This window comes from Streptomyces sp. NPDC048411 (assembly GCF_040704695.1).
In the GTDB taxonomy this organism is placed as follows: domain Bacteria; phylum Actinomycetota; class Actinomycetes; order Streptomycetales; family Streptomycetaceae; genus Streptomyces.
In genome coordinates, this window is sequence record NZ_JBEZKL010000121.1 from 1 (window position 1) to 22575 (window position 22575).

Annotated in this window: 24 protein-coding genes and 1 tRNA gene; 8 read left to right on the plus strand and 17 right to left on the minus strand. The window is 68.6% G+C overall.

All coding sequences use genetic code 11. The features are described from left to right. Positions 1-110: 110 nt before the first annotated feature. Positions 111-761, minus strand: coding sequence for a nucleotide exchange factor GrpE (gene grpE, locus AB0915_RS30535; RefSeq protein WP_366694162.1), 651 nt, complete (start codon positions 759-761; stop codon positions 111-113). Continuing rightward, the gene (gene dnaK / locus AB0915_RS30540) at positions 758-2611 is read right to left on the minus strand and encodes a molecular chaperone DnaK (RefSeq protein ID WP_366694163.1); all 1854 of its coding nucleotides are present in this window, start codon (positions 2609-2611) and stop codon (positions 758-760) included. Before dnaK ends, grpE begins: the two co-directional genes overlap by 4 nt. Before the next feature lie 266 nt (positions 2612-2877). Between dnaK and AB0915_RS30545 the strand changes: the two genes are divergently transcribed. The 5 genes from AB0915_RS30545 to AB0915_RS30565 all read left to right on the plus strand — a co-directional run bounded on the left by AB0915_RS30545 (position 2878) and on the right by AB0915_RS30565 (position 11522). Then, positions 2878-3495 (plus strand): sugar transferase, encoded by a 618-nt coding sequence (locus tag AB0915_RS30545; RefSeq protein WP_366694184.1) that lies wholly within the window; start codon positions 2878-2880, stop codon positions 3493-3495. A gap of 82 nt (positions 3496-3577) precedes the next feature. Continuing rightward, positions 3578-5845 (plus strand): (Fe-S)-binding protein, encoded by a 2268-nt coding sequence (locus AB0915_RS30550; protein ID WP_366694164.1) that lies wholly within the window; start codon positions 3578-3580, stop codon positions 5843-5845. A gap of 242 nt (positions 5846-6087) precedes the next feature. Beyond that, positions 6088-6993 carry a YIP1 family protein gene (locus tag AB0915_RS30555; RefSeq protein WP_366694165.1) on the plus strand — a complete coding sequence of 302 codons (906 nt, stop codon included), beginning with the start codon at positions 6088-6090 and terminating at the stop codon, positions 6991-6993. Positions 6994-7573: 580 nt separating this feature from the next. After that, positions 7574-8599, plus strand: a complete 1026-nt coding sequence (locus tag AB0915_RS30560; protein WP_366694166.1) for a polyphosphate kinase 2 family protein — start codon at positions 7574-7576, stop codon at positions 8597-8599. An 82-nt stretch (positions 8600-8681) separates the two neighbouring features. After that, positions 8682-11522 carry an HAD-IC family P-type ATPase gene (locus AB0915_RS30565; RefSeq protein ID WP_366694167.1) on the plus strand — a complete coding sequence of 947 codons (2841 nt, stop codon included), beginning with the start codon at positions 8682-8684 and terminating at the stop codon, positions 11520-11522. A gap of 116 nt (positions 11523-11638) precedes the next feature. Here the strand turns inward: AB0915_RS30565 and AB0915_RS30570 are convergent, their stop codons facing one another. Both AB0915_RS30570 and dcd read right to left on the minus strand, forming a co-directional pair. Next, entirely contained in the window at positions 11639-12148 is a 510-nt protein-coding gene (locus AB0915_RS30570; protein ID WP_366694168.1) for a phosphoribosyltransferase, read from the minus strand. A gap of 9 nt (positions 12149-12157) precedes the next feature. After that, on the minus strand, positions 12158-12733 hold the full coding sequence (gene dcd, locus AB0915_RS30575) for a dCTP deaminase (RefSeq protein ID WP_366694169.1): 576 nt from the start codon (positions 12731-12733) through the stop codon (positions 12158-12160). A 493-nt stretch (positions 12734-13226) separates the two neighbouring features. On the opposite strand from dcd, the gene AB0915_RS30580 reads away from it, so the two are divergent. Next, a tRNA-Gly gene (locus tag AB0915_RS30580) sits at positions 13227-13300 on the plus strand. 51 nt (positions 13301-13351) lie between these two features. On the opposite strand, the gene AB0915_RS30585 is transcribed toward AB0915_RS30580, so the two are convergent. From AB0915_RS30585 to AB0915_RS30645, 13 genes are all read right to left on the minus strand, one after another. Further along, positions 13352-14512, minus strand: coding sequence for a tyrosine-type recombinase/integrase (locus AB0915_RS30585; RefSeq protein ID WP_366694170.1), 1161 nt, complete (start codon positions 14510-14512; stop codon positions 13352-13354). Further along, a complete protein-coding gene (locus AB0915_RS30590; RefSeq protein ID WP_366694171.1) occupies positions 14512-14724 on the minus strand; it encodes a helix-turn-helix domain-containing protein in 213 nt (70 codons plus the stop codon). The genes AB0915_RS30585 and AB0915_RS30590 overlap by 1 nt, the downstream gene beginning before the upstream one ends. After that, positions 14721-16103: a replication initiator protein RepSA gene (gene repSA, locus AB0915_RS30595; protein WP_366694172.1), complete on the minus strand. Its 1383-nt coding sequence runs from the start codon at positions 16101-16103 to the stop codon at positions 14721-14723. Before repSA ends, AB0915_RS30590 begins: the two co-directional genes overlap by 4 nt. After that, positions 16100-16294, minus strand: coding sequence for a hypothetical protein (locus AB0915_RS30600; protein ID WP_366694173.1), 195 nt, complete (start codon positions 16292-16294; stop codon positions 16100-16102). The genes repSA and AB0915_RS30600 overlap by 4 nt, the downstream gene beginning before the upstream one ends. Before the next feature lie 100 nt (positions 16295-16394). After that, positions 16395-16946, minus strand: coding sequence for a GGDEF domain-containing protein (locus tag AB0915_RS30605; protein ID WP_366694174.1), 552 nt, complete (start codon positions 16944-16946; stop codon positions 16395-16397). 89 nt (positions 16947-17035) lie between these two features. Then, positions 17036-17356: a SpdD-like protein gene (locus AB0915_RS30610; RefSeq protein ID WP_366694175.1), complete on the minus strand. Its 321-nt coding sequence runs from the start codon at positions 17354-17356 to the stop codon at positions 17036-17038. Between the two features lie 23 nt (positions 17357-17379). Next, a complete protein-coding gene (locus tag AB0915_RS30615) occupies positions 17380-17535 on the minus strand; it encodes a hypothetical protein (RefSeq protein WP_366694176.1) in 156 nt (51 codons plus the stop codon). Between the two features lie 12 nt (positions 17536-17547). Next, positions 17548-17739 (minus strand): mobile element transfer protein, encoded by a 192-nt coding sequence (locus AB0915_RS30620; protein ID WP_030876212.1) that lies wholly within the window; start codon positions 17737-17739, stop codon positions 17548-17550. A gap of 21 nt (positions 17740-17760) precedes the next feature. After that, a complete protein-coding gene (locus AB0915_RS30625) occupies positions 17761-18441 on the minus strand; it encodes a DUF2637 domain-containing protein (protein WP_366694177.1) in 681 nt (226 codons plus the stop codon). Further along, complete coding sequence (locus AB0915_RS30630; RefSeq protein ID WP_366694178.1) at positions 18441-18644, minus strand: hypothetical protein; 204 nt, start codon at positions 18642-18644, stop codon at positions 18441-18443. Before AB0915_RS30630 ends, AB0915_RS30625 begins: the two co-directional genes overlap by 1 nt. Positions 18645-18727: 83 nt before the next feature. Continuing rightward, the gene (locus AB0915_RS30635) at positions 18728-20083 is read right to left on the minus strand and encodes an FtsK/SpoIIIE domain-containing protein (protein WP_366694179.1); all 1356 of its coding nucleotides are present in this window, start codon (positions 20081-20083) and stop codon (positions 18728-18730) included. 2 nt (positions 20084-20085) lie between these two features. Further along, on the minus strand, positions 20086-20439 hold the full coding sequence (locus AB0915_RS30640; RefSeq protein ID WP_366694180.1) for a hypothetical protein: 354 nt from the start codon (positions 20437-20439) through the stop codon (positions 20086-20088). A 139-nt stretch (positions 20440-20578) separates the two neighbouring features. Then, positions 20579-21358, minus strand: a complete 780-nt coding sequence (locus AB0915_RS30645; RefSeq protein ID WP_366694181.1) for a GntR family transcriptional regulator — start codon at positions 21356-21358, stop codon at positions 20579-20581. An 18-nt stretch (positions 21359-21376) separates the two neighbouring features. On the opposite strand from AB0915_RS30645, the gene AB0915_RS30650 reads away from it, so the two are divergent. Together AB0915_RS30650 and AB0915_RS30655 are read left to right on the plus strand one after the other, a co-directional pair. Continuing rightward, a complete protein-coding gene (locus AB0915_RS30650; RefSeq protein ID WP_366694182.1) occupies positions 21377-21847 on the plus strand; it encodes an NUDIX domain-containing protein in 471 nt (156 codons plus the stop codon). Beyond that, positions 21844-22224 (plus strand): hypothetical protein, encoded by a 381-nt coding sequence (locus AB0915_RS30655; RefSeq protein WP_366694183.1) that lies wholly within the window; start codon positions 21844-21846, stop codon positions 22222-22224. Before AB0915_RS30650 ends, AB0915_RS30655 begins: the two co-directional genes overlap by 4 nt. Positions 22225-22575: the final 351 nt, after the last annotated feature.

A 22575-nucleotide genomic window follows, 5' to 3' on the forward strand; every position in this document is an offset into this window, starting at 1 on the left:
ATGCCCTGCGTCCCCCGCCCGGCCCCTCCTCCCCCCCGAGGGCCCCGGCGCCGGCCCCGGGGGCCGGTCGCCGTGCCGGGCGGTGGGCCCCGCGGTGGTCGGACGAAATGTCAGACCTCCTCGGTGCCACCGCTCTCCTCGTCGTCTGTCTTCTCTTCCTTTGCCGCCGCGGGGCTCGCGCCCGGCTGCGGCTCGGCCACTGCCACCCGCGCGGGGCGGATGGTGCGCTCGCCGATGCGATACCCCGGCTGCAGGATCGCCACGCAGGTCGTCTCGGTGACGTCCGGCGCGTACGAGTGCATCAGGGCTTCGTGGATCGTCGGGTCGAAGGGCTCGCCCTCCTTGCCGAACTGCTGCAGGCCCAGCTTGGCGACGACCGTCTCCAGCGATTCGGCCACCGACTTGAACCCGCCCACCAGCTCGCCGTGGTCCCTGGCGCGGCCGACGTCGTCGAGCACGGGCAGGAGCTCGCTCAGGAGACCCGCAACGGCGATCTCCTTGACCGCGACCCGGTCCCGCTCCACGCGGCGGCGGTAGTTCTGGTACTCGGCCTGGAGCCGCTGGAGGTCGCCGGTGCGCTCGGTGAGCGCACTGCGTGCCTGGTCCAGCTGTGCCGTCAGACCGGCGGTCTGGTTCACGTCCCCGGCCGGGGCCGCCCCCTCCTCCGTGGAGGAGGAGGCAGCCTTCGGGTCGGCGTCGTCAGGGGTGGCGCCGGAGGGAACGTCGGGCTTCTCCTCGAAGCCCGGAGTCTCCTCGGTCACGCCGCACCGCCCTTGGCGTCCTTCTCGTCGTCCACGATCTCGGCGTCGACGACATCGTCATCGGCCCGTGCCTGCTCGGCGCCCGGCTGACCGTCGGCCTGCGGGCCGCCCTCTGCCTGCGCGTTGGCGTACATCGCCTGGCCCAGCTTCTGGGAGACGGCCGCGACCTTCTCGGTGGCGGTACGGATCTCGGCGGTGTCCTCGCCCTTGAGCTTCTCCTTCAGCTCGGTGAGCGCGGTCTCCACCTCCGTCTTCACGTCACCGGGAACCTTGTCGTCGTTGTCCTTGAGGAACTTCTCCGTCTGGTAGACGAGCTGCTCGCCCTGGTTGCGGGACTCGGCGGCCTCGCGGCGGCGGTGGTCCTCCTCCGCGTACTGCTCGGCCTCCTCACGCATCCGGTTGACCTCGTCCTTCGGCAGCGAGGAGCCGCCGGTGACGGTCATCTTCTGCTCCTTGCCGGTGCCGAGGTCCTTGGCGGCGACGTGCATGATGCCGTTGGCGTCGATGTCGAACGCGACCTCGATCTGCGGGACACCACGCGGGGCCGGCGGCAGACCGGTCAGCTCGAACATGCCGAGCTTCTTGTTGTACGCCGCGATCTCGCGCTCGCCCTGGTAGACCTGGATCTGGACGGACGGCTGGTTGTCCTCGGCCGTCGTGAAGATCTCGGACCGCTTGGTCGGGATCGTCGTGTTGCGCTCGATGAGCTTCGTCATGATGCCGCCCTTGGTCTCGATACCGAGAGACAGCGGGGTGACATCGAGCAGCAGGACGTCCTTGACCTCGCCCTTGAGGACACCGGCCTGGAGCGAGGCGCCGATGGCGACGACCTCGTCCGGGTTCACGCCCTTGTTGGCCTCCTGGCCACCGGTGAGCTCCTTGACGAGCTCGGCGACGGCCGGCATACGGGTCGAGCCACCGACGAGAACGACGTGGTCGATCTCGGAGAGCTGGATGCCCGCGTCCTTGATGACGTTGTGGAACGGGTTCTTGCAGCGCTCCAGGAGGTCCGCGGTGAGCTGCTGGAACTGGGCGCGCGTGAGCTTCTCGTCCAGGTGCAGCGGGCCCTCGGCGGACGCCGTGATGTACGGCAGGTTGATCGTGGTCTCCGTCGAGGAGGACAGCTCGATCTTCGCCTTCTCCGCGGCTTCGCGCAGACGCTGGAGAGCCATCTTGTCCTTGGACAGGTCCACACCGTGACCGTTGGCGAACTGCTTCACCAGGTAGTCGACGACGCGCTGGTCCCAGTCGTCACCACCGAGGTGGTTGTCACCGTTGGTGGCCTTCACCTCGACGACGCCGTCACCGATCTCCAGGAGGGACACGTCGAAGGTGCCGCCACCGAGGTCGAAGACGAGGATCGTCTGGTCGTCCTTGTCGAGCCCGTACGCCAGCGCGGCGGCGGTCGGCTCGTTGACGATACGCAGGACGTTCAGGCCCGCGATCTCGCCGGCCTCCTTCGTCGCCTGACGCTCGGAGTCGTTGAAGTACGCCGGAACGGTGATCACCGCGTCGGTGACCTTCTCGCCCAGGTACGCCTCGGCGTCGCGCTTCAGCTTCTGCAGGATGAAGGCGCTCATCTGCTGCGGGTTGAAGCTCTTGCCGTCGAGGTCGATCTTCCAGTCGGTGCCCATGTGGCGCTTGACCGACCGGATGGTCCTGTCGACGTTGGTCACCGCCTGGCGCTTGGCGACCTCGCCCACCAGAACCTCGCCGTTCTTCGCAAAGGCGACGACGGACGGCGTGGTCCTGGCGCCTTCGGCGTTGGTGATGACGGTGGGCTCGCCGCCTTCGAGAACGCTGACGACGGAGTTAGTCGTGCCCAGGTCGATGCCGACCGCACGTGCCATTTCAATTCCTCCAACTGACTACTTGAGTGGATCTGGCTCAAGGATGCATGAAAGGCACCCCGGAGTCAACAGAGGTGAGTCGACTCGACTCAACTATCGTGCACACACCCCGCGCGACCTGCACTTCACCGAACGACACCGGCCCGCCAGGCGGGCCGCATACCCGGTCCATCATCGTCACGTGGGATCGTTCTGTTACAAAATGGCGAGAGCTGCGCAAAACAGGCACTCGATCCGTCCGAGCCAGGCAGGTGTGAACGATGCGGATGCGCACGCGGATGCGGACGCGGACACACGCGTGGCCCGGACCGAGGTCGCGCATGACAGCCAAGCGCGCACTGGATCTCGTGCTCGGCTCGGCTCTGCTGGCCCTGACCGCTCCCCTGCTCGCCGCCGCAGCCCTCACCCTCGCCGCACAGCGCCCCCCGGGCTGCGTACTGACCCGCTCCACCCGGATCGGACTGGCCGGCCACCCCTTCGCGCTGCGCTCCCTGGGCACCCGTCGGCTGCGCCTGGACGTGCTGTCCCGGCTGCCCCACGTCGTACGGGGAGATCTCTCGCTCGTCGGACCGGAACCTCTCACCCCTGACCACGAGCGGGCGGGCACCCCGACCGAGACCGGTGCGCGACACTGGCGGCAGGAACTGAGACCCGGCCTCACCGGCCTGGCCCAGGTCCGCTCCCGCTCCACAATGCCCTGGGACGAACCCGCCCTGCTCGACCAGCACTACGCCGAGCACCACTGGCTGGGACTCGACCTGGCCATCCTCGCGGAAGCCGTATACACCCCACTCCGCGCCACCCTCCGCGGGCTCACCCACCGCGGGAAGGCGCACCTGAGCGACACAGATCACCGGCGGCGCGGCTACAGCGCGGCGGAATAAGTAGATAGTGTCAGCACAGACTGATTAAGTTACTGCTTAGTACGTGCTGGATCCCACCCTCGCAGGCCCGAGGAGCCCCCAAATGCAACTCGCCGCGATCATCGTGTCGCTGGTTCTGACCGTGGTCGGCGTTGCGCTCTTTTTCCGAGCCTTCGCGCAGATCTACCGGTTTGTCAGGCTCGGACAGCCGGTACCGGCGGGCAGCCGAACGGACAACCCCAAGGCCCGAACGATCACCCTGGTCAGGGAGTTCCTCGGCCACAGCCGGATGAACCGGTGGGGCATCGTCGGCTTCGCCCACTGGTTCGTCGCCATCGGCTTCCTGACGCTGCCGCCGACGCTGGCCCAGGCATACGGCCAGCTCTTCCACGCCGACTACACCCTCCCCGTCCTCGGCGGATTCCTGCCGTTCGAGATGTACACCGAGTTCATCGGCCTGATGACGACGGTGGGCATCGCTGTCCTGATGGTGATCCGGCTGCTCTCGCTCCCCTCCCGGGCCGGCCGCAAGTCGCGCTTCGCGGGCTCCAAGGCCTGGCAGGCGTACTTCGTCGAGTACGTCATCCTCACCATCGGCCTGGCGATCCTGACCCTGCGCGGTCTCGAGGGCGCGATCCACCACGTAGAGAGCTACGAGGCGGCGTACTTCGTCTCGTACCCGCTGGTGCTCGCCTTCAAGGGCCTGAGCGTCACCACGCTGCAGAACCTCATCTACTTCACCGCGATGGTCAAGATCAGCGTCTCGCTGATCTGGATGATCACGGTCTCGCTGAACACCAACATGGGTGTCGCCTGGCACCGCTTCCTCGGCTTCCCGAACATCTGGTTCAAGCGCAACGCGACCGGTGAGAGCGCGCTGGGCGCCCTGCAGCCCATGGCCTCCGGCGGCAAGCCGATCGACTTCGAGGACCCGGGCGAGGACGACGTCTTCGGTGTCTCCCAGGTCGAGCAGTTCTCCTGGAAGGGCATCCTCGACTTCTCCACGTGCACCGAGTGCGGTCGCTGCCAGTCGCAGTGCCCCGCCTGGAACACGGGCAAGCCGCTCTCCCCGAAGCTCCTGATCATGTCGCTGCGCGACCACGCGCACGCCAAGGCCCCGTACCTGCTCGCCGGTGGCGGCAAGGACATGGAGGGCAACGAGAAGGCGACCGAGGAGCAGCTGAAGGACGTACCGGCAGCCGCTCTCGCAGAGGCCGAGCGCCCGCTGATCGGCACCGTCGAGGAGAACGGCGTCATCGACCCGGACGTGCTCTGGTCCTGCACCACCTGCGGTGCGTGCGTGGAGCAGTGCCCGGTCGACATCGAGCACATCGACCACATCGTCGACATGCGCCGCTACCAGGTGATGATCGAGTCCGCGTTCCCGTCCGAGGCGGGCACGATGCTCAAGAACCTGGAGAAGAAGGGCAACCCCTGGGGGCTGGCCAAGAAGCAGCGCGTCGAGTGGACGAAGGAAGTCGACTTCGAGGTCCCGATCGTCGGCAAGGACGTCGAGGACCTGTCGGAGATCGACTACCTCTACTGGGTCGGCTGCGCGGGCGCTCTCGAGGACCGCGCCAAGAAGACCACCAAGGCCTTCGCGGAGCTGCTCCACATCGCGGGCGTGAAGTTCGCGATCATGGGCGGCGACGAGAAGTGCACGGGTGACTCGGCCCGCCGCCTGGGCAACGAGCCGCTGTTCCAGCAGCTCGGCCAGGAGAACGTCGCGATGCTGAACATGGCGTTCGGGGAGGACGACGACGATGAGGCGACGAAGAAGCCGAAGTCGTCGAAGAAGATCGTCGCGACCTGCCCGCACTGCTTCAACACCATCGCGAACGAGTACCCGCAGCTCGGCGGCGAGTACGAGGTCATCCACCACACGCAGCTGCTCCAGCACCTCATCGACGAGGGCAGGCTGATCCCGGTGACGCCGGTCGAGGGTCTGATCACGTACCACGACCCCTGCTACCTGGGCCGTCACAACAAGATCTACACGCCCCCGCGCGAGATCATCGCGAAGGTGCCGGGTCTGCGGAACGAGGAGATGCACCGCCACAAGGAGCGCGGCTTCTGCTGCGGCGCCGGTGGTGCCCGGATGTGGATGGAGGAGCGGATCGGCAAGCGCATCAACAACGAGCGTGTCGAGGAAGCCCTCTCCCTCAACCCGGACATCGTCTCCACCGCCTGCCCGTTCTGCCTCGTCATGCTGACCGACTCGGTCAACGGCAAGAAGAACGACGGCCAGGCCAAGGAGTCGATCCAGGTGGTCGACGTCTCGCAGCTGCTGCTGGACTCGGTGAAGACTCCGTCGGACCCGGCCGGCGAGCCGGAGGCGGCGGACGCTCCGGAGCCCGAGCCGGTGAAGTAGCCGGTCTCAGCGGTACAGAAGCGGTCGGACCTGCCTCGGGGGCAGGACCGGCCGCTTCTGCTGTTGGGCGGGCTGACGCCTGCCATCGAACCGGTCCTGTTTCCCGTACAGCGGACCCGGGTTTCGTGCACACCGGCCGGCCCCCCAGGGTCCCCTTAGGGGATGTCACAGCTCGGCCGCAAAGGAGGCCGGGTTCCCCGGCTCTCCCACCGCACACACGCGGACCAGGTACGTTCGATGACGTGGCTGGATTCAGGATCGGACGCGGCCGGGACAACCGCACCCCTCGACAAGGGCAACAACAACCGCAGCAGCAGCCGTACGGCACGCAGGCACCACCGCCGCCGTACGGACAGCAGCCATGGCCCCCGGCGGGAGGCAACGGCGCCCCGTACGGAGCCCGGCACCCCGGCGGGCACCAGGGCTACGGCGGCGCACACGGCGAACCCGAATACTTCGGCGACCCGTACCACCAGCCTCACCAGCCCCACCAGGGCGACCCGTACGCCAACAACCCGGGTCACACCCAGGCGTTCAGCATCAACGAGGACCCGTACGGCGACGGCAACACCTACCGCGCCGGCCAGGCACCCGCCCAGCCCGCCGGCCCCCGCCTGCACTGGCAGCAGCTGCTGAGCGGCATCGTGCTGCGCCCCGGACCGACGTTCTGGCAGATGCGCGACTACCCCGTCTGGGGCCCGGCCCTCATCGTCACGTTCCTCTACGGCCTGCTGGCGCTCTTCGGTTTCGACCAGGCCCGCGACGACGCCATCCACGCGACGATCTCCACCGCCGTCCCGTACGTCCTCCTCACGGGCGTCGGCTTCGTCATCGGCGGTCTGGTCCTCGGCGCGGTCACCCACACCCTCGCCCGCCAGCTCGGCGGCGAAGGCGCCTGGCAGCCGACCGTGGGCCTCTCCATGCTGATCATGTCGATCACGGACGCCCCGCGGCTGATCTTCGCGCTCTTCCTCGGCGGCGAGAACTCCCTGGTCCAGATACTCGGCTGGATGACCTGGCTGGCGTCGGCCGCACTGTTCACCTCCATGGTGAGCAAGTCGCACGACCTGCCGTGGCCGAAGGCGCTGGGTGCGTCCGCGATCCAGCTCATCGCGCTGCTGTCGATCATCAAGCTGGGCACGATCTGACGACCGCGTCCCAGGACCATGAAGAGACCCCCGGCACAAGGCGCCGGGGGTTCTTTGCCGTCACGGACCGGACCTGACCGGACTCAGGCGTCGAGAACCTGCCCGCGGAGGGGCCGGTGACGACGATCAACCGGCGAGGGGCCACAGATGCGAGCCCATCACCCTCGGCGTGCGACGAGCCGACGTGCGGCGCACGCTATGAGAACGGAAGGCTCAGGAATCCTCGTACCTTTCCGGGTTCTTCGTAGTGCGCTGCCGCTCTGATGCCACCTGGGCCGCCGGCCCCGGAGCCATCGGGTGAGCGCACGCATGCCGACCGGCCAGGCGCCTGAGTCACCGTGGCACAGCCCTGGCGAAGGAGGGCTGGTGAACGGCTGCATTCTGGCCCCCGGCGGCGCCGGTGAAGCGGCCGACTTCATGGCACCGCTCGAACGCCGGGCCCGGATGGTGCTCAGCGCCACCTGCGCGGCGGTGAAGGCCGAGGCCGCTCCGGTCCCCGGCGGCGGGGAGCAGTCCGCGTCGGTGGCGAGGGCCGGGACGCGCGGCGCTCACCGTGACCGGAGAGAAGGGCTGATCGGTGATGGCGGACGAGAGAGCCGAACGCATCGCGGAGTTCATCGGGCCGCTGCGGGTGAAACCGGGCTCGAAGGTGAACCTGGGCCGGGACTTCGATCCTCGCTACAAGGCCGGCCTGAGGAAACGCGAGGGGGTCGAGCTGCTGCGGACCGGGGTGTCCCTGCTGGCGGAGTACCAGGACCGGCTGGCCGCCCAGGACACGTACGGCGTACTGCTCTGTCTCCAGGCGCTCGACGCCGGGGGCAAGGACGGGACGATCCGCCACGTCATGAGCGGCGTCAACCCCCAGGGCGTGCGGGTCAGCAGCTTCAAGGTGCCCTCCACCGAGGAACTCGACCACGACTACCTGTGGCGTTACGCCCGTCGGCTGCCCGCACGCGGAGAGATCGCCATCTTCAACCGCTCGCACTACGAGGAGGTCCTCGTCGTGCGGGTCCACCCCGAGAACCTCGTCCGGCAGAAGCTGCCGGACGACGCCGGCGGGCCGGGGGTATGGGACCGCCGCTACCGGGAGATCAACAACTGGGAGCGCTACCTCACGGACAACGGGTTCAAGGTGGTGAAGATCTTCCTGAACCTCTCCAAGGAGGAGCAGCGCGTCCGCTTCATGAAGCGGATCGACCTGCCGGAGAAGAACTGGAAGTTCTCCGCAGCCGACGTCAGGGAGCGGCGCCGGTGGGACGACTACCAGCACGCGTTCTCCGAGATGCTGTCGGCAACGAGTACGAAGTGGGCGCCCTGGTACGTCATACCGGCGGACCGGAAGTGGTTCGCGCGGATATGCGCGGCGGCGGTGCTCGCGCACACCCTGATGGACATCGATCCCCAGTACCCCGAAGCGGGGGAGCAGGCCCGGAAGGATCTGCTCGCGGCCAAGCGGGAGCTGGAGCAGGAGGCCCCCGCGGGGGCCCCGGCCGACCCGTACGCCTCCCGGCATCCGACGGCTGCCCGGGCCACGGACGGGAGCGACACACCGGCGGGCGGCAGGCGCGCGTCCGGCGCCGGGCGACCGACGAAGAAGCGCGGCTAGTGCCGGGAGCGGCACTAGAGCCCGGCGGACCAGCCCGGACCGGCCCGAATCGGCCAGGCCGGACCGGATCGGAGGCACGACGATGACGGTGCAGTCGGACGCCGGGGGAGAGCGGCCCAGGGCATCGGAGGACGGCTGGTACGCGTGTTCTTCCGAAGAGGTCCTGGCGGCGCTCGGGGTGAATCCGGCGGTCGGCCTCTCCGCGGCACGGGCCGCCGAACTCGTCGCCGTTCACGGCCCGAACGCACTGCCCGAGGAGAAGCGGACTCCGGCCTGGCTCCGGTTCCTCGAGCAGTACCGCAGCTACATGCAGCTCGTCCTCGTGGCCGCGGCGGTCGTCTCGCTGCTCATCAGGGAGTGGAGCACCGCGATCCTGCTGTTCGTGCTGACGCTGCTCAACGCGGTCGTGGGCCTGCGCCAGGAGGGCAAGGCCGAGAGCGCGATGAACGCGCTGAAGTCGATGATGAAGGCGACGGCCCGGGTGCGCAGGGACGGGACGGAGTCGGAGATCCCCGCCGAACAGCTCGTCGTCGGCGACATTGTGCTCATCGCCGCAGGCGACCAGGTGCCGGCGGACGGACGCATCATCGAGGCCAACGCCCTGCAGATCGACGAGTCGGCGCTCACCGGCGAGAGCGTTCCCGCCGCGAAGGACGCCGGCACGCTGCCGGCCGGCCGGCCGGGACCGGGTGACCAGACCAATATGGCGTTCATGAACACCCCGGTCACCCACGGGAGCGGCGTACTCGTCGTCACCGCGACCGGCGACGGCACCGAGCTCGGCAGGATCTCCGGGATGCTGTCGGCCACCGAGAGAGAGGAGCCGCCGCTCACCCAGGAACTCAACACCCTCACGCTGTGGATCACGGGGGCAGCGGGCCTGACCATGATCGTGATGTTCGCCCTGGGCCGCGAGCGGGAACAGGCCTGGGACCTGCTGTTCGTCAGCGCGGTCTCACTGGCCATCGCCGCCATCCCCGAAGCCCTGCCGACCGTGACCCAGGCGATCCTGTCCGTCGGCAGCCTCAACCTGGCCAGGCGGAACGCCATCGTGAAGGAACTTCCGTCGGTCGAGACCCTGGCGTTCACCTCGGCGATCAACTCGGACAAGACCGGCACCCTGACGATGAACCAGATGACCGTCGTCGAAGTGGTGAGTCCCACCGACCGGTACACCGTCTCGGGCACGGGCTACGGGCTCGAGGGGAAGATCCACCATGCCGCGGGTTCCTCCGCGGGCATCGAGGACGCGATCCTGCCGTACGTGGTGGCCGGCGACGCGAAGCTGGTGGACGGCCAGGTGGTGGGCGATCCCACCGAGGGCGCGCTGCTGGTGCTCGCGCACAAGGCCGGGCTGGACATCGACGCCACGAGAGACGGCCTTCCCCGGCTCGCCACCCTGCCGTTCGACCCCGGCTACAAGCTGATGGCCACCTTCAACTCGGCGGTCGACGCCACTGGGCGGCAGGTGGTCCGATGCTTCGTCAAGGGCGCGGCCCCGGCGGTGATGGCGCGGGCCACCACCGCACTCGCGGCGGGCAGGACCATCCCCTGGGACGCCGAACTGCTCCGGCGTGCCGAGGCGCGGACCGAACGCATGGGCGGTGAGGGGCGCCGGGTGATGGCCGCGGCCACCCGCGATCTGGACCCGGACGGCTTCGATCCGGACGGAGACCTGCTCGGGTACGTCACCGAGTTGCGGATGACCAGTCTCGTCGGCATGGTCGATCCTCCCCGTGAGGAGTCCAGGGTGGCCGTGGCCGACGCCCAGGCGGCGCACATCCGGGTCCGCATGGTGACCGGCGACGACGTCACCACCGGGGCGGCGATCGCCCGGCAGCTCGGCATCCCCGGCGAGGCCGTCCTCGGCGCCGAGTTCGCCGCCATGACCGAGGACGAGCAGCTTGCCCGCATCGATGGCATCGGCGTGGTGGGGCGGGTCGCGCCGGAGCACAAGGTACTGCTCGCCAACACGCTCAAGAAGCAGGGCGATGTCGTGGCGATGACCGGGGACGGCGTCAACGACGCACCCGCCATCAAGGCCGCTGACATCGGTATCGCCATGGGCAGCGGCACGGACGTGGCGAAGAGCGCCGGACGCATGATCCTCTCCGACGACAACTTCGCCACCATCGTCTACGCCGTGGAGCAAGGCCGGAAGATCTACGACAATCTCACCAAGTACATCCGGTTCGTGCTCCTGCTGCTCGTCACCTTCGTACTGACGTTCCTCGGGGCCACCGTCTTCAACATCGCCGCCGGCGAGCCCTTCACGCCACCGCAGGTCCTGTGGATCCACTTCGTGGTCAACGCGTCCTTCGGCTTCGCGCTCGGCTTCGACCAGGAGAGTCCCGGACTCATGCGACGCAGGCCGCGTCCGCGAGGGGAGTCGGTGCTCACACGGCCCGTACTGGTCACGGTCGGGCTCGGCGGACTGGCAATCACCGTCGTCCTGCTCGGACTGATCAAGCTCGGTGTGGCCCGCTTCGGCAGCGTCGAGACCGGTCAGTCGATCGCGTTCACCGCCTTCGCACTCTGTCTGATCGTGGCCGCCTTCGAATGCCGCAGCGAGACGGACTCGGTACTGACGACGTCCACCTTCGACAGCAAGCAGATGAACTGGGTGGCACTGGCCCAGTTCGTGCTCGCGGTGCTGGTGACCCAGGTGGACGGCTTCCGCCGCATCCTCGGGACGACCGAGATCGACGCGCGGCAGTTCGGCTGGGCACTGCTGGCCGCGGTCGCGCTCCTGGTCCTGTGGGAACTGGGCAAGTTCCTCGCCCGCCGGTCGAGGAACACCGGGAACGGTGACGGCGACAAGCACCCGGCCGACGGGACCTCCGGCCAGGACGCTTCGGTTGCCGTGCGACCGGCGGCCGGAGCGGGGCCAGGGTGTCGACACCCGCCCTCGGGCCGTGCGTGAGCGGGCCGCGAACGCTCCGGACGATCAGGCATCCGGCATGCGACGGGCACGCGGAGGGTTCACCGGGTCACACCCTGTGCCCGGCGCTCACGAGGAGCTGACCGCCGCCGTGGCAGTCACAGTGCGTCTTTGGACGGCGTGATGGGCTCGCCCGGCTTACGTACCGGAGGCAGGACGCTCCACGGAAAATTGATCCAGCGATCGGTCTTCTTCCACACGTACTCGCACTTCACGAGCGAGTGCGGCTTCTCGTAGATGACCGCGCTGCGCACCTCGGCGACGTGCTCGATACAGAAATCGCGCACCAGCTTCAGGGTCTTGCCGGTGTCCGCCACGTCATCGGCGATCAGGACCTTCTTGTTCGAGAAATCGATGGCGTTGGGAACGGGCGCCAGCATCACCGGCATTTCCAGAGTGGTGCCCACGCCGGTGTAGAACTCGACATTCACCAGATGAATGTTCTTGCAGTCCAGCGCGTATGCCAGCCCGCCTGCGACAAAGACCCCGCCCCGCGCGATGCTCAGCACCACATCCGGCTCGTAGCCGTCGTCGGCCACGGCCTGTGCCAGCTCACGCACGGCATGACCGAACCCGTCGTACGTCAGATTCTCTCGTGCGTCAGTCATGGTCCGGCATCACACCTGGGTCCGGTGGAAATTCATGAACGAACGCGAAGCCGTCGGCCCGCGCTGCCCCTGGTAGCGCGACCCGTACCGCTCGGAGCCGTACGGGAACTCCGACGGCGAACTCAGCCGGAACATGCACAGCTGGCCGATCTTCATGCCCGGCCACAGCTTGATCGGCAGGGTCGCAAGATTCGACAGCTCCAGCGTCACATGCCCGGAGAACCCGGGATCGATGAACCCGGCCGTCGAATGCGTCACGAGCCCGAGCCGCCCGAGCGAGCTCTTGCCCTCCAGCCGCGACGCAAGATCGTCGGGCAGAGAAATGACCTCGTACGTCGAGGCAAGCACGAACTCGCCGGGGTGGAGGATGAACGCCTCATCCCCCTCCGGCTCGACCGTGCGCGTCAGGTCCGCCTGCTCGACGGCTGGGTCGATATGCGGATAACGGTGGTTCTCGAACACCCGGAAGTAGCGGTCGAGCCGCACGTCGATGCTCGATGGCTGCACCATCGACGGGTCGTACGGATCAATGCGGACCCGCCCGGCGTCGATCTCGGCCCGGATGTCCTTGTCTGAGAGAAGCACGCCCCCGAGGATACGCAGAACGCGCGAGACCGCCCCAACCGGACTGTCCCGCGCGCTCCGCCATGACCGTCTGCCGCCGCTCCTGCCGCCGGCGTCTACCGCCGCTCGAACTCCACCGGAACTGCCTGCCGCAGCCGGGCACATCGCGGACAACGGATAAGCCGCCCGGGACCGATCCGACCGGCCCCGAGCTGCTGCATCGGGAACGAAGCGGTAGCGAAAATGTGCCCTTCGGCACAGCGGACGACGGTGCGCTCCATGGAGTCCATCAAGTCCCTTCCCCAACAACCCTTGGACGAGAACGCCACATTAGGGGATGAACAGGACGCCACTCCAGGCGGCACTCCGACTGCGTACGCTACGCCCCCAACTCCCGCCCACAGCAACCGCATCCACCCCTGGCGCATGACGCAAAGGCCCCCGGTTCGTACACCGGGGGCCTGCCATGGGGTAGAGTGTGCAACGGTGCATCGCTGATCATTCAGCGCGCTTCGCGGGTGTAGTTTAATGGTAGAACATGAGCTTCCCAAGCTCAGAGCGCGAGTTCGATTCTCGTCACCCGCTCCAGGCAAAAGCCCCAGGCCATCGGCCGGGGGCTTCTTTGTTGTCTGGACCAGTTCAGGCATCCCGCACCAGATCCGCACCAGAAGGCCCCTGATCGGCCCTCCTGCGGGCGGACCGCACGAGGTCATCCAGCCCGCTCGCAACCTCCTGCTGTCGCTCAAGATCCGAATGCTGATAGATCAGCGCAGCCTTCTCCGACGACTGCCCGGCGCGGACCATCGTGTCCTTGAGCGTGGCCCCGGACCGGGTCGCCAGGGTGTGACCGGTGTGACGAAGATCGTAGAAGCGGAAGCCGTCCGGCATGCCGACGAGCACGCGGGCCCTGCGCCACTTCCGCCCGAAGGTGGAACGCCGGAACGGCTTGCCCTTCTCCCCCACGAACAGAAGTCCGTCCGGCCCTTTCTCCGCGTACCAGTCGAGATGCCGTCGAAGGTCGGTCCGGAGGAAGGCCGGCAGGACCACGATCCGCTTTCCCGCTTCCGACTTGGTGTCGCCAGGCGCACGGCGACCGGTGGTCAGCTCGGGTGCGGCCATGCGCACGCGGATGGTCATCGCGTCCAGGTCCACGTCCTTACGCCGGAGCTCCGCTTGTTCCTCCGGCCGCATCGGACCGTACGCACCGAGGAAGACCATCAGCCGCCAGCGAGGACCCAGAGCGTCGGCGAGCGCGTCGACCTGGTCGACGGTGGCGATCTGGCGTTCGGCGGACGACTCCTTCCCGGCGCCCCTGATGCGGCAGGGGTTGCGGCGGATCAGCTCGTCATCGACCGCGGTTTCCATGATGGCCTTGAGGAGCCGGTACGACTTGGCCACGGTCGTGGCGGCCCCGGTGGATGACAGCCGCTCGGTTCGCCAGGTACGGACACGGGGTGCGGTGATCTCGTCGAGGTCCAGGCCCTCGAAGGTGGGCAGGAGATGGAGCCGCAGAAGTCGCCGGTACAGCTCATCAGTGGTTGCTGAGAGCCCACGCTCGTCCACCCACTGGAAGGCGTACTCCTTGAAGTTCACTGCCCCGGCGTCCGGGTCCTGCCAGTTCCCACGCGTGAGATCCGCTTCGATCTGGGACAGCCAGACTTCGGCGTCCCTCTTGGTGTCGAAGGTCTCGGGTGCACGGAACTCCTTCCCGTCCGGGCCCAGGTAGCTCGCGGTCCAGCGGCCGGAGCGGTACTGACGCACAGCACCGAAGCGCCGGCGGCTTCCCTTCGTGTTCCCCATCAGGCGGCCCTTCCGTAGCGGGAGCGACGGCGGCGGATCGGCTGGACGGTGTTGCCCTCGATATACGCCTCCAGGGCGCTCTCCTTGATGCGCACGTGGCTGCCGACCTTGACGAAGGCGATCCGGCGTTCGGCGATGAGGCGGCGCGGGAAGCGTGCGGTGGTGCCGAGACGTTCGGCGGCTTGGTCGACGGTGAGCAGGGGGTCAGTCACGACCGGTCTCCTTCCAGTTCGGCGAGGGCATCGCGTGCTGTTTCTCGGTTGTGTTGCAGGTGACTGGCGATCGAAGCGGCGAGCACGGACTCGCCGGGACTGTGGCCCTGTCCGGCGTACTGCCAGTCCGTGAGGACGAGGACGGTTGGGTCCTGGTCCGGGTCGGGCAGGCCGAGTTCCTCGCGCTGCTGGGCGGCGCGGTAGTCGGCGCGGACCTGTCGGAGCGCGCCGAGGGTGGTCGAGTAGCGGCGGGACTTGGAGGAGAAGTGGCCGCGGAAGCCGAGCATGTGAGCCCAAGCCCTCAGCCGCCGGTCTGGGTAGAGCGCATCGAGGTCGAAGCAGGTTTCGATGAGGCGGCGCGGGTGGTCGGGCACGTTGAGGAGGACCAGGGCCTCGCGGTTGCCGACGCGGCGGTCGACGGTGCCGGTCGTCTCTGCGGCTTTGGTGGCGTACTTGGCGACGTAGGAGGCGACGGCCTGTTCGGTGATGTCGGTCCCGGCGTCGAAGGCGCGGATGGGGCGGATGTCGAGCTGGGTGCCCCAGCGGAGCGGCCGGGCGGGTTGGCCGGCGGCGGCCGGGACGGTGATGGTCGTGTACGAGTGCGCGACGGCCGCGCGGATCGAGTCGCTGAGCAGCTGCACGGAGGCCCAGGAGGGGGGCGGGGTGTCGGCTCCGTCTGGGCCGTCGAGGCGTATGACGGCGTGGAAGTGGACGGCCCCGCGCTTCTGGAACTCGGCGACCTTCCCGTATGAGACCCGTGCCGTTTCCTTGAGTTCGCGCTGTGTGAGGCCGGCGCGGGCGGCGATCTCGCGGCGGAGCCGGTTGGTGAAGCGCTGCCACAGGTCTCCGGCGTGGTTGTTGAAGAGGACCGCACCCGCGTAGTCGTACGCGTCGAGGTCGAGCGGGGTGCCGAGGGCGTCGTCGTCGGTGCGGTGGGCGATGCCACAGCGGCAGCGGCCGGAGTCGGGGCGGTTGTGGACCGGGCCGAAAGACGGGGCGGTGAGCGTGGCGAAGACGCGCGGATGGTCGCGAACAGTCGGGGGGACGTCCTTGTCCTGGTCGCCCGCGAGTCCGGCGCGGATCAGGTGGTAGGTGTCGGCGGAGTAGGTCCAGGCACAGGCCGGGCAGCGGGAGGCGCGGCGGTTGCCGCAGGCGACGCGGAGCCGTCCACCGGGCTCGGTGTCGGTGGAGTAGCGGTGCAGCGTCTCGCCGGTGGTCCTGTCCTTGGTGAGCGTCCAGCCGGAGATGTGGATGGGGTTGGAGCAGCCGCCCGTGCGGCGGATCTGGTCCTGCCAACGGTCGAAGCCGGTGGACCCGGCCACCCGCAGCAGATCGCCGAGGGTCGCCGGGTCCAAGCTCGCGAGGATCGAGTCCGTCACGCGTGCCCCCGCAGGACGACCGAGGCCGGAGCCGCGGTGCGGGTCGAGCCGGTGCCCCGGCAGCGGCGGCAGGTGACCAGAAGGGTGGCGCGGGTGCCGTCGTCCAGGAGCGTCCCGGTGTCGATGGCGACGGTAGGGAAGCCGTCGCAGTCTGGGCAGATGCGCGACGGGGCAGGGCCGTGCTGGGCCATGATGGTGGTCCTTTCGATTGCGGTTGGAAGGGGTCGGACCGTCCGGGCGGCGGCGATGCTTGGCGGCTTGTGCGCCGCCCGGAGGCCGGTCGCAGCTGGATCAGCGAGAGAGCGGACGGGTGCCGCGTCGGCCGGCCGTTCCTTTGGCCGCGTACATCGCGCAGTCAGCGGCGGCGAGAGCGTCGGAGAGGCTGCGGACCAGCAGGTCCTTCACGTGGCAGGAGCCGACGGACACGGAGACCGGGAGTCGACGTCCGGCGTAGGCGATGGGCTGGCGCAGGGCGCGGTGGAGGCTGTCGACGTCCGGGGCCTGGCGGGCGATGGCGACGAATTCGTCTCCGCCGAGGCGTCCGGCAATGCCGTGACGGCCGCACCAAGCTGCGAGGCGTTCGGCGGTGACGGCCAGGGCGACGTCCCCGGCGGCGTGACCGTAGGAGTCGTTGAGATTCTTGAAGTCGTCGAGGTCGAGCAGGAGGACGACGGCGTCCGGGTGCCGGCGGATGACGCGCTCGGCGAGAGCGGTCCATCCGGCGCGGGTGCGAAGGCCGGTGAGCGGGTCCCGGCGGGCGATGGCGAGCCGGTGGGTGAGCAGGGCGGTGTGCGAGGCCCAGCCGATGAGGGGTAAGGCCAGGGCGAGCGCTTGCGTGTCCACGGTTCTCCTTCGATGCGGTTGGAAGGGATTGCGTGGGCCGTCCGGGCAGTGGCGATGCTTGGCGGCTTGTGGCACCGCCCGGAGGCCGGTCAGCGGTGCTGGTCCGCGGAGGCCATCAGCGAGCGGATGACCAGGGCGCAGATGGCGACGGATGCGCCGGTGATGGCGACCGCGAGAAGCATCGAGACCAGGACCGCGCCGACGACCAGGACGACGGCCGCCCCGCCACCCACGAGGGCGACGACGACACCGGGCGTGAGCTGGACGGTGGGCCTGGCCGCAGCGGTCGGGGCGGCCAGGGGCGTGGGGCTATGCGGGGTGTGCTGGACCACGGCAGTCGGCTCGACGACGGTCGGCGGGGTGATGAGGCCGGTGGGCTGCGGCATGGTCGGGACCTTGGGCTTGAACATGGTGAATCTCCCTTCGTGGGTGGTTACTTGATGGCGGTGTCGATGGCGGGAGCAAGGAGGCTGTCGGCGAGGAGGTAGCCGCCGAGCAGGAGGACCACGACGAGCCACAGGGGCGGGCGGATGAGCTTGACGCCGAGCCAGCCGACGATGATCAAGGCGAACCAGAGCGGGACATCCACGGGGCCGGTCTCCTATCGGGCGGTGCAGCGGTGGGTGCGGGCGGCGAGCTGGGCGGCGCTCTGGCTGGAGTAGTCGGCGGACCAGCCGCAGCGGTCAGCGCTGCAGACGGCGGCGTGTTTGGTGTGGCCGTGGCGGTCGCGGTGGGTGCCGATCTGTACGGGGCCGATCCGCATCACGGAGTGGAAGTGGTCACGAGCGGGCATGGCGGTGGTTCTCCCTTCTGTTCAGGCGAGTTGGGCGGCGATGGTCTCGGCGAGCTGCGGTGGGACACCGAGCCGGGCGCGCAGGGTGTCGGTGTCAATCCGGACGCCGGTGCGGGCGTGGTGGTCGTCGGCGAGCTTGCGGGCGTGGTCGACCAGCGCGGCCGGGACCGGCGGACCGACCGGGACGACGGGAGCAGCGGGGGCGAGTGCCGGGGTGTCCTCGGCAGCCGCGGCGGTGGGCTCGGGCTCTGGTCGCGGATCAGGGGTCGATTCCTGCTCGATTTCAGCAGTGGGCTCCGGCGCCGCGGGTGCCGGCGGAATTGGCGCGGGATCCTGGGCGGAGTGCGAGTGGGCGAGGAGGGTGCCGCCGAGGAAGGCGAGGGCGGGCCAGCCCGCGATGCCGAACCGCAGCCAGGCCGGCGGGTGGGCGAGGTCGAGGAGTCCGGCGGTGGCGACGTTGGCGCCGAGCGAGGCGACCAGGGCGATCAGGAACCAGCACCAGGCCAGCCGGGACGGGCCCTCACTGCGCAGGCGTCGCCAGGCGGCGACCAGGAGCAGGTCCACCGAGATGGGGTAGGCCCACGCTTTCCAGCCGTCCTGCCCAGCGGCTGCGGCGAGGTCGTGCAGGTGGGCGAAGGACAGGGCACCGGCGATGACGGCCTGGACCAGGACGGCGTCCACCCGGAACACGGGCCGTGCCATCACGAGCCCCCGGGAGAGTCGGCGCCGCCGATGGGGTCGCACCCGGGCGGGAACATGCCCGGCGGAGGCTCGGGGAGCGATACGGCCAGGGACCGGCCGATGGTGTCGATGAAGTCGTCGTCGGCGCCAGGCATCTCGGCGTACAAGGCCAGGGCGCCGAGCATCAGTACGGTGCGGTGGAAGTCCTCGATGTGCTCACACATGGGACTCTGTCTCCCTTCCTTCAGGCATGGAGCGGGTAGGGACCTGGCGCGATGCGGTCGCGCCGACCGAGGAGCGGGAGGGATCAGGCTGTGGCGGGGGCAGCCTTGGCGAGCGGCTCGGAGGCCGGGGCCGTGGAGCCGACGACGGGCCGGAAGGCTGCAAGTACGGGCAGGTCCGGGGTGCGTTCGGCGTGCCGGTTGCAGATGTTCACGGCCGCTCGGAGCGAGGTGTGCGGGGCGCGGATGCGGGCCCAACCACCGGACGAATCGCCAGCGACGGCGATGCCGGGAGTCTCGGTGGGGATCTGGATAGCGGCCAGGACGGCATCCGGGGCGATGTCGCCGAAGGCCATGTTGGCGGAGGACTCGTCATTGACGCGGTGCGCGGTGCGACCGGTGAGCTGGGCGCGAAGCATGGTGATGCCCTTACCGAGTTCGGAGCCGAAGCGCTGTCCGCAGATCTCCAGGTAGATACCGGCAGCACGGCCGAGTTGGGCGAGCCGGACCAGAGCGGTGATGATCCGGTCCCGGCGCTTCTCCTCGTCCTTGGACGCGAAGAGGGCGAGTTCGGCAACCTCGTCCACCAGGACCACGACCGGGACCGGCCGCAGGTGGCCGGGCAGGTCCCATATGTCAGCGGCGATCTCCGCGTCCGGCACAGCCACCGTGATCCGCTGCTCAGCCCGGATCAGTTGGTAGACGTCCTCCATGTGCGTGACGAGAGCTTCGAGCAGATCAAGGGCCGTGTCGGGGTTGTCAGCGAGTGCGGAGAACCGGCGGGCCAGCGGGAAGAGCTCGACGCCCTGCTTGCAGTCGATTCCGACCAGCGCGACGTCCATGGGCGCGAGGCCGGCCACCAGGTTCCGCTGATACACGGACTTCCCCGACTCGGTGGCGCCGAGGGTGAGCCCGTGCGGAACGCTGCGGTAGTCGCGGTAGTGGACCGCCCCGTCCTCACGCAGGGCGACCGGTACCCGCATCAGTGCAGAGTCAGTCTTGGCGGGCATCTGCACCCGCTTGAGCACGTCGTAGCCGGTCATCCGCACTTCAACCACACCGGAGCGCAGTTCGCGGGAGGTCACGCCGTACATACCGAAGGAGTGACGCAGCCGGTCTGTGGCGGCGGAGACGTCGAAGGCGTCCTGTCCGGGGCGGAGCTTGAGGCGGAGCACGAGGCCGGTGCGCGTGGGGTGGAGCCGCAGGATGCGTGGGGCGCGGGACTCCGGCACGGGCCTGTTGGCGATCCGGGCGAGGGCCAGGCGCCAACGGGAGGGCGGGACAGTCAGCCCGCACGCGTCCATCACGGAGACGTAGCGGACCGAAACCCGCAGAGCGGCTAAGGCCGCGCCGAAGGCCAGCCAGTACCAGGCGGGGCGCCGCCACCGCAGGATCACTGCGGTAGCGACAACCAGCACCAGGGCGACCGTGAAACCGGTCATGATCAGGCCGCCTTCGGCTGCGACGCAGCGGCGGCGAGCGAGGTGACCGCGACCGCGCGGAACGCGACCCCGTGCCGCTTCTGCCCGTTGAACTCGTTCTCCCACGCCGAGGCGACCAGCCCCGTCAGCGCAACCGGGGTGCCCATGGCGAGGTCCTCGGAGACACCCGGCTGGGGAACGGTGAGCTTGAGGATCTCCACCTCGTCCGGCGTGGAGAACATGACCTCCACCGTCATCAGGGTCACGCCGTCCTTGTCGAGCGCGATCTCACCGGTACGGCGGTCCTTGACCTTCGGCTGGGGGGCCTTGGCGACCATCACGGTCGCGTTGGTGGTGTCGACGGGAATCTGACGCACAGCAGATCACTCCTCTGTAGGTGCCAAACTTCGTCACTCATGTATATGAGTGACATGAAGAAGAGTGCAACACTCCTATACATGAGTCAACCCGCCGCGAAAAAGAAATCGCAGCGGGCTGAGGAGAGTTGAGTGCGCGTCAGTCGGTGGCGGGGATCCTGTAGCTGAAGACGAACTGGTCAGCGGCCATGAGGGTGTCGCAGACCTCGACGACACGACCCTCTTCGGTCACGGCATCTCGGATGAGGTGAACGACCGGGGCGCCGGGACTCAGCGCGAGTTCGGAGGACTCAGCTTTCGAGGCCGGCCGCGCCTGGAGGGTCTCGACGAACTCCGCGAAGACATGGCCGTCGTCTTCAAGTCGCGCGTAGATCCCACCGGGGCCGGGGTTCTCGGAGAACAGTTCCGGGATGTCCTTCACAACGTCCCACGGCAGGTACGACGTGGCAGTCTCGACCGGAGTGCCGTTGCGGAAGTAGAGGCGGCGGCGGGCAAGCACCTTGGCTCCGGGGTCCACACCGAGGCGTTCCGCGATGTCGTCGGGTGCATCAGCCGGTCCGATGAACAGCACGCTCACCTTGGCGGTCGCGCCGGCCTGCTCCGACTCTGCGAGGTACGCGGCCTTGCCGCCCTTGCGATGCGAGCGCCGGAACCGGTCCGAGGACCGATGACGCACCGGGGGCCGGGCCTTCACCAAGGACCCCTTGCCGTGCCGGGTCTCCACCAGGCCGCTCGCGCGCACCTCCACCATGGCCTTGCGGATCGTGCCGCCGGATACGCCGTAGCGGTCGACCAACTCGGACTCACTCGGCACCATGTCGCCAGGCTTGAGGACACCCGCCCGGATCTGCTCAACAATCTCGTCGGCGATCTGAACGTACCGAGGTACGGCCCTGCCACCTCCTACCGCGGTTCCCATAGACCTACTCACTCTCCTATGCTCCTGTACATGAGTAACAGCGCCCAGGAAGCCCCGTCAACGCCGAAGCACAGTGTGTCCGTGGCGGGGGCGGTCGTGCGCGAGGACGGCCGACTCCTGGCGATCCGCCGCGCGGACAACGGGACATGGGAGCTGCCGGGCGGAGTGCTGGAGTTGGACGAGTCCCCGGAGCAGGGCGTCAGCCGCGAGGTCTGGGAAGAGACCGGCATTCACGTCGAGGTCGACGAGCTCACGGGCGTCTACAAGAACACAACGCGCGGCATCGTCGCCCTAGTCTTCCGGTGCAAGCCGTCAGGTGGCACCGAGCGAACGTCCTCAGAGTCAATAGCAGTTGATTGGCTCACGCCCGAGGAGGTCCGCGAGCGGATGGCCGAGGTCTACGCTGTCCGCCTACTCGACGCGTTGGATGAAGCGGGTCCCCACGTCAGGAGCCACGACGGCCGACACCTCCTGGGCGAGTCGGCATGACCGGGAAGACCGAACTCCCCAAGCCCAGGCCACTGCGTGAGCTGGACACGGTGCACGACTTCCTTGACGACGTGCGCCTACGGCCAAACATGTACGTGCGAGACTGCTCCATCCTGCACCTCGCTTCGATCCTGTACGGGTACAGCGTCGCCTGCAAGATCCACGGGGTTCCGGCGGTGACAGACTTCGATCAGCTCGGGCCGTTCAGCGAGTGGCTCTGGCCTCGCCTTGATCTGCAGCACTCGAGCCTCGGCTGGGAGGTCGAGATCAAGCGAGCAGCTGAAACAGCCGGCATCCCGCCCTTGGACATGTTCTTCAGCCTGTTGGACGAGTTCCGCGCCGATCGGGACGACGCCGTGCAAGACACCCTGCGGTAAGAGTTTCTCTACTTCATCAAGGCACCCGGCTGCGCTCCGCTCCGCCGGGCGCGCTTCCCGGCTCTGGCTGCGCCCACGCTCCTGCCTTCGGCCCGCTCGGCGCTGCCGCCGCCGACGCGCGCCCGCTGTGTAGGCCCGAGGGCATGAGACGAGAACCAAGCCGCGGGCCAAGGACATGCCTCCGGCGGGGGCGCTCAGACTCCGGGATGGACGCGGCGCCGTTCGCGAGTGCCAGCCGGAACGTGGCGAGCGTCGTGGGCTCCCATCCCGACCACCTTCGACCCAGGCAGAGCCGAGCAGTCGCGGCCCAGGGCGTCAAGGTCGTTCGTACAGTGGCGCGCTCCACCTTGA